Below are 965 nucleotides of genomic sequence, written 5' to 3'. Positions count from 1 at the left end.
TTGGGTACGAGCTCACTGTCTTCCCGATGTGACAAGTGCTAGCTAAACACTCATCAAGAAGAGATACAAGGTTGGGTTGAGTGAAACGAAACCCAACGTTTTACACTTCATAATATTCAATTTTATTGTTTTCGCTTAAAGAGTTAGACTCAGAATAAATAAAATTAATTATTTAAGGCTTTAAATATGGAATATGTTTACCACTACACGTCTGCAGAGGGTCTGAAAGGGATATTAGAGAGCAAAAGTTTATGGGCTACTAACGCAGAATATCTAAATGATTTTAGAGAAATAAAGCAAGGTATTGATAGAATAAAATCACTCAGAGGGAGTTTGTCTGAGTTTTCACAAATCAAACTCGAAGAAATTTATGCCAAACACAAAAATATACCTTTAGATGTTACCCAAAAAGAAATGCGAAGTAAGGACGTGCATCTCGCAAATCATTTTTTAAATTTTCTATGGAATATAATTGATAATAATACCATTGATGAAATTTATACCACTTCATTTACAACTAAGCGTGATAGCCTAAACCACTGGCTAACTTACGGGTCAGAGCAAACTTCATATTGCATAAAGTTTAATAAAGAAAAGCTATTTGATGATGAGTACTTTAGACAAAGAAAACTTTTGAGTGGCTATGATGATGTTGATTACCAACCAACTGAGGAAATGCTTCATTCTTTAATTGAAGAACACTATCTGCCTGAGGTTTTAAGTTACGTGTTAGATCCAAGTTTAAATGGAAATGACCTAAATGAAAAATGTGCTATTGCTGCAATTGAAATTTTTAATGAAGCGATTTTTAAGATTGCTAGCATAAAAGATCAAGCGTTCGAATATGAAGAAGAGTATCGTTTTACTCTTTTTTACCCTGGTTTAGTCTGTAGTGGTACAGTGATTTTGGCCACCCATTAAGAAAGAAATGTTATGCTAATAAGCATACAAATTTGGGTGAAAAA

The 965-nt window shown here is 33.1% G+C and carries 1 protein-coding gene; it reads left to right on the top strand.

Annotated elements, in window-relative coordinates; translation table 11 throughout:
* Window positions 1–186: 186 nt before the first annotated feature.
* Window positions 187–921 (top strand): DUF2971 domain-containing protein, encoded by a 735-nt coding sequence (locus tag I6F50_RS20130; protein ID WP_231613055.1) that lies wholly within the window; start codon window positions 187–189, stop codon window positions 919–921.
* Window positions 922–965 lie beyond the last annotated feature (44 nt).

The sequence above is a fragment of the Pseudoalteromonas sp. NZS127_1 genome, from assembly GCF_015864295.1.
Classification (GTDB): domain Bacteria; phylum Pseudomonadota; class Gammaproteobacteria; order Enterobacterales; family Alteromonadaceae; genus Pseudoalteromonas; species Pseudoalteromonas arctica.
Note: the sequence above shows the minus strand (reverse complement) of the source record. Positions and strands in the feature narration are given on the sequence as shown.